Source organism: Coprobacter sp., assembly GCF_982436375.1.
The window spans coordinates 1-5762 of sequence record NZ_CEWDCG010000191.1 but is presented as its reverse complement, the minus strand read 5'-3'; the positions used below and the strand labels follow the sequence as shown (position 1 = coordinate 5762).

6 protein-coding genes are annotated in these 5762 nt (G+C 35.2%); all 6 read left to right on the top strand.

Going from position 1 to position 5762, the window contains the following annotated elements:
- Positions 1-88 precede the first annotated feature (88 nt).
- The 6 genes from AC1WHX_RS10020 (at position 89) to AC1WHX_RS09995 (ending at position 5640) form a co-directional block, all read left to right on the top strand.
- Complete coding sequence (locus AC1WHX_RS10020; RefSeq protein ID WP_122304487.1) at positions 89-517, top strand: Fur family transcriptional regulator; 429 nt, start codon at positions 89-91, stop codon at positions 515-517.
- 26 nt (positions 518-543) lie between these two features.
- A complete protein-coding gene (locus AC1WHX_RS10015) occupies positions 544-1098 on the top strand; it encodes an NADH peroxidase (RefSeq protein WP_031258901.1) in 555 nt (184 codons plus the stop codon).
- A 290-nt stretch (positions 1099-1388) separates the two neighbouring features.
- The gene (locus AC1WHX_RS10010) at positions 1389-1880 is read left to right on the top strand and encodes an RNA polymerase sigma factor (protein WP_009317047.1); all 492 of its coding nucleotides are present in this window, start codon (positions 1389-1391) and stop codon (positions 1878-1880) included.
- A 132-nt stretch (positions 1881-2012) separates the two neighbouring features.
- Positions 2013-3770: an aspartate--tRNA ligase gene (gene aspS / locus AC1WHX_RS10005; RefSeq protein ID WP_009317046.1), complete on the top strand. Its 1758-nt coding sequence runs from the start codon at positions 2013-2015 to the stop codon at positions 3768-3770.
- Positions 3771-3778: 8 nt separating this feature from the next.
- Positions 3779-4873 carry a Nif3-like dinuclear metal center hexameric protein gene (locus AC1WHX_RS10000; protein ID WP_303117086.1) on the top strand — a complete coding sequence of 365 codons (1095 nt, stop codon included), beginning with the start codon at positions 3779-3781 and terminating at the stop codon, positions 4871-4873.
- 2 nt (positions 4874-4875) lie between these two features.
- Positions 4876-5640 carry a zinc ribbon domain-containing protein gene (locus tag AC1WHX_RS09995; RefSeq protein WP_009317044.1) on the top strand — a complete coding sequence of 255 codons (765 nt, stop codon included), beginning with the start codon at positions 4876-4878 and terminating at the stop codon, positions 5638-5640.
- The last annotated feature ends 122 nt before the right edge of the window (positions 5641-5762 follow it).

The window sequence follows — 5762 nt, the reverse complement described above, 5'->3', positions numbered from 1 at the left end:
ATGTTAATCTTTGTAAATGTAATTATGAAATTAAAAATCTATTTTATATTTGCATCAAATTAAAATTTGTAATTATTACAAATATAAAATGAGTCAAGAAAAAGGATATACAAGATTAGTTTCTCATGGGATAAAACCTTCTCTTCAAAGAATTGCTATTATGGATTATTTGATAGAGAATAGAATTCATCCGACTGCAGATATGATATTTAGCGATTTATATCCTGATATTCCGACATTATCCCGTACAACTGTATACAATACATTGAAAATACTTGTAGAGCAGGGTGCGGTACAAATGCTGACAATCGATGATAAAAACAGCAGATATGATGCAGACATAACTCCTCATGCTCATTTTAGATGTAGTAAATGCGGTTGTATAAAAGATTTACCGATAAAAGAAAATATTATATTCAAAGAAGATTCGGAAAAAATAAAAATTACCGAAGTTCAATTATATTGTAAGGGTTATTGTACTCAATGCCTAAAGGATATAGAAACAAAAAACACATAAATTATTTAAATTCAAATTCTTACATTATGAAAAAGAAATTTATTTGTACAGTATGCGGTTATGTTCATGAAGGAGAAGAAGCTCCGGAATTTTGTCCTCAATGTAAACAACCGAAGAGTAAATTCAAAGAACTTGTAGAAACAGAAGGTGCATTACAATTTGTTGATGAGCACGTATTAGGCATTGCAAAAGGTGTTGACCCGGAAATTTTAGAAGGATTAAATGCTCATTTTATGGGAGAGTGTACCGAAGTTGGTATGTATTTGGCAATGAGTCGTCAGGCTGATCGTGAAGGCTATCCTGAAGTAGCGGAAGCATTTAAACGTTATGCCTGGGAAGAAGCTGAACATGCGGCTAAGTTTGCAGAATTGCTTGGAGATGTAGTTTGGGATACTAAGACAAATTTGAAAAAACGGATGGAAGCTGAAGCTGGGGCTTGTGAAGATAAAAAACGAATTGCAACTCTGGCAAAACAACAAAACTTAGATGCAATTCATGATACAGTTCATGAAATGTGCAAAGATGAAGCACGTCATGGTAAAGGTTTTGAAGGTTTATACAATCGTTATTTTAAGAAATAAGAAAGATCTGAATAGTGTATTAGAGTCCGCTTGTTAACCGCAAGCGGACTCTTTTATTATTTGAACTATTATTCCCTTTTTTGAAAGTAATATTTTACGAGAAATCATGAATTATTAAAAATTATCCTTATTTTTGTGCATCTCACTTACAAAATGGAAATATCGAATGGCGTGCAGTAGAAGCATTATAAGCCTCCGCTGAACACGTCATATCGTGTTTTTCCAAAAAAAGTAGGTGAGATCACTTTTTGTCAGCGGAGGCTTTTTACATAAATATCGAATGATCTATTATGAAATTTGTAAATTTCGTTGACGAGTTAACCAGATTACAGCCATTCTTATACCGATTTGCTTATTCCCTAACCAAGAATCATGAAGCGGCAAAAGATTTATTGCAAGAGACTTTACTTAAAACATTAGAAAACAGGGAAAAGTTCATTGAAGATACCAATTTAAGAGCGTGGATGTGTGCTATTATGAAAAATACCTTCATTAATGATTATCGAAAACTTTTATTGGCACATGAGTCGGTTTGTCGTATAGATGATTTGAAGTCAGAACCTTGTATGATCGATGGAACAGATGCGAATTACGACTTAGAATGGATAAATAAGGTTATTGCAGGGATGAGTAAGAAAAATCGTATAATTTTTGGTTTATATTTATCAAGTTATCAATACGACGAAATTGCTGAAAAATTGGATATTCCTCTCGGTACGGTAAAAAGTCAGATTCATAATATAAAAATATCGTTGAAGAAACAATTAAAAGAACTGATATAAGATTCGGTAATAACAATAAAACTTTCCCTCACCTTTACTTGCACAAACAATGTTTTGTCGTAATTTTGCATAAATATTTTTTGGCATATAGCTGCCGAAAAGAGATAGGTTATAAATTAAAAATCTATAAATATGTACAGAACGCATACATGTGGAGAGTTGCGATTATCCGATACAGACAAGAATGTTACATTGGCTGGTTGGGTACAACGAACGCGGAAAATGGGAGGAATGACGTTTATTGACATTCGTGACCGTTACGGGATTACTCAATTAGTATTTAATCATGAAAATAATCCGGAACTTTGTGATCAGGCAAACAAATTAGGCCGTGAATTTGTGATTCAAGTTTCAGGGATCGTTAAAGAAAGATCAAATAAAAACAAAAATATACCAACAGGAGATATTGAACTTATCGTATCTAATTTAGTAATATTGCATGCATCTGATGTTCCTCCTTTTACAATTGAAGACGACAGTGATGGAGGTGATGATCTGCGGATGCAATATCGTTATTTAGATTTAAGGCGGAATTGTGTTCGGAAAAACTTAGAGTTACGTCATAAAATGACATTTGAAGTTCGTAGATATCTTGATCAGCAAAATTTTCTTGAAATAGAAACACCGATGTTGATCAAATCTACTCCGGAGGGAGCTCGAGACTTTGTCGTGCCGTCGAGAATGAATCCCGGAGAGTTTTATGCGCTACCTCAATCACCACAAACGTTTAAACAGTTATTAATGGTCTCCGGTTTTGACCGTTATTTTCAAGTTGTAAAATGTTTTAGAGATGAAGACTTGCGGGCAGACCGTCAACCCGAATTTACCCAAATCGACTGTGAAATGTCTTTTGTTGAACAAGAAGACGTCTTAAATACTTTTGAGGGAATGATAAAGCATCTTTTTAAAGAAATAAAAAAGATTGACTTTACTGAGCCATTTCCCAGAATGACGTGGGCTGACGCGATGAAATATTATGGTAGTGACAAACCAGATTTGCGTTTTGGAATGCGTTTTGTCGAATTAAAAGATTTGACTATCGGGAAAGATTTCGGAGTATTCGACAATGCTGAATATGTTGCCGGAATCTGTGCTGAAGGATGTGCGACATATACAAGAAAACAATTGGATGAACTAACGGAATTTGTTAAACGACCTCAGATCGGGGCTAAAGGGTTGGTATATGTCCGTTATGATGAAAACGGGGCGTTTAAATCTTCTGTGGATAAATTTTATAGTACAGAAGATCTTCTGAAATGGGCAGAGAGATTTAATGCTAAACCTGGAGACTTGATTTTAATTCTTGCTGGTGATAGAATAAAGACACAGAAGGCTCTTTGTGAATTACGTCTTGAAATGGGCAACCGATTAGGCCTTCGCAACAAAGATAAATTTGCACCGTTATGGGTTATCGATTTCCCGTTATTGGAATGGGACGAGGAAACTCAACGTTATTATGCAATGCATCACCCGTTCACTTCGCCTAAACCTGAGGATATTGCTTTATTGGATACCGATCCCGGGAAAGTAAGAGCCAATGCCTATGACATGGTTTTTAATGGAGTCGAGTTGGGTGGAGGGTCAATCCGGATACATGATAGTGAATTACAAGATAAAATGTTTAAAGTCCTCGGATTTACCGAAGAGAAGGCTCAATATCAATTTGGATTTTTAATAAATGCATTTAAGTATGGTGCTCCACCTCACGGAGGATTGGCATTTGGTTTGGACCGGTTAGTCTCCTTATTTGCCGGCTTAGATTCTATTCGGGACTGTATAGCTTTCCCTAAGAATAATTCTGGGCGTGATACTATGAGTGGAGCTCCGTCTGTATTGGATGAATCTCAATTAGAGGAATTGCAATTAAAATTAGATATTCACGACAAATAATCGTATGTATGAAAGTCAGTGATATAGCAACGTGTATAGAAGAAATAGCTCCCTTGTCTTTGCAAGAGGATTACGATAATGCCGGTTGGCAGGTGGGAGATAAGTATTCTGAAGCTACGGGGGCATTATTATGCATAGATGTCACTGAAGAAGTCGTTGACGAAGCTATAAGTTTGGGGGTTAATTTAATTATATCACACCATCCTTTACTTTTTAAAGGCGTAAAGTCGCTTACAGGCAAGAACTATGTGGAAAGAACAGTTATAAAAGCAATACAACATAATATATCCATTTATGCTTCACATACCAATTTGGACAATGCTTGGTCTGGAGTCAATTTTAAAATGGCAGAAAAGCTTGGATTGACTAATCTTTCTATTTTGATGCCTCAAGGTGGAAAGTTGCTTAAGCTTGTTACTTATGTGCCGGTTTCTCATGCCGATATTGTACGAAATGCTTTATTTACCGCAGGATGTGGAAATATCGGTGATTATGACTTGTGCAGCTACAATAGCAATGGATTCGGAACTTTTCGTGCAGGATTAGATTCGCATCCTTATTGTGGGACTATCGGGAATTTACATCAAGAAGAAGAAACTCGGATCGAAACGGTTCTCCCTGAATATTTAAAAGAGGTAGCGACTCAGGCACTCTTAAAAACTCATCCTTATGAAGAACCGGTATTTGATTTTATAAAAATTGAAAACCAATGGGTTAAAGTTGGATCAGGAGTAGTAGGGGAACTTTTGTGTCCTATGGATGAAATGGACTTTTTACAACGTACTAAAACAGTGTTTCATGCTGGATGTATAAAATATTCCAATCTCCGAAATCGCAGAATTCGTAGGGTTGCATTGTGTGGAGGTGCTGGAGCTTTTTTGATTTCTCAAGCAATAGCATCAGATGCAGATGTATTTATTACTGGAGAAATTAAATATCATGATTATTTTGGATATGACGAACATATATTATTGGCAGAAGTAGGACATTACGAAACCGAACAATACACAAAAGATATATTTTGTGATATTATTACAAAAAAATTCCCTAACTTTGCAGTTCATTATACAAAGGTAGAAACAAATCCGATAAATTATTTGTAAGCATGGCTACTGATAAGACAAAAGTTGAAAAAGAATATACAGTGGAAGATCGATTGAAAGCACTGTACGAATTGCAAACAATGCTTTCTGAGATCGATAGAATCAAAACTCTAAGAGGAGAGCTTCCTTTGGAGGTACAAGATCTTGAAGATGAGATTGCAGGTCTCGAAACTCGTGTTCAGAACTTTCATACAGAAATAGGAGAGTTACAATCTGCTATTGCTGCGAAGAAAGTAGAAATACAGAATGCGCAAACCTTAATTGATAAATATACTGCACAACAGAACAATGTAAGAAACAATCGAGAATTTGATTTTTTAACTAAAGAAATTGAATTCCAAACTTTGGAAATCGAACTTTGTGAAAAACGTATCAAAGAGTTTTCAGCACAGGAAAAAGCAAAAAAAGAAGAAGTAGAAAACTGTCGAGTTACTCTTGAAGAAAGAAAAGCCGATTTACAAGAAAAGAAAGGTGAATTGGATGAAATTGTTGCAGAGACAAGACAAGACGAGGAAAAACTGCGTGAAAAAGCGAAAAAACTCGAACAACATATAGAGCCCCGTTTATTAGCCGCATTTAAGAGAATCAGAAAAAATGCGAGAAACGGATTGGCTGTTGTTTATATTCAACGTGACGCTTGCGGCGGTTGTTTCAATAAGATTCCGCCACAAAGACAACTTGATATTAAACTTCGAAAAAAAATCATCGTTTGTGAATATTGCGGGCGTATTATGATAGATCCGGAATTAGCAGGAGTTAATGAATAAAGTAGATTCAACAAAGTATAAGCCAGATAATTTCAAAAAATTGTCTGGCTTTTTTATTTTAGTTATATAGGGAGATTCAGTAAATAGTATAAAATTAGCCAACTAATTCATACACAAAGTTT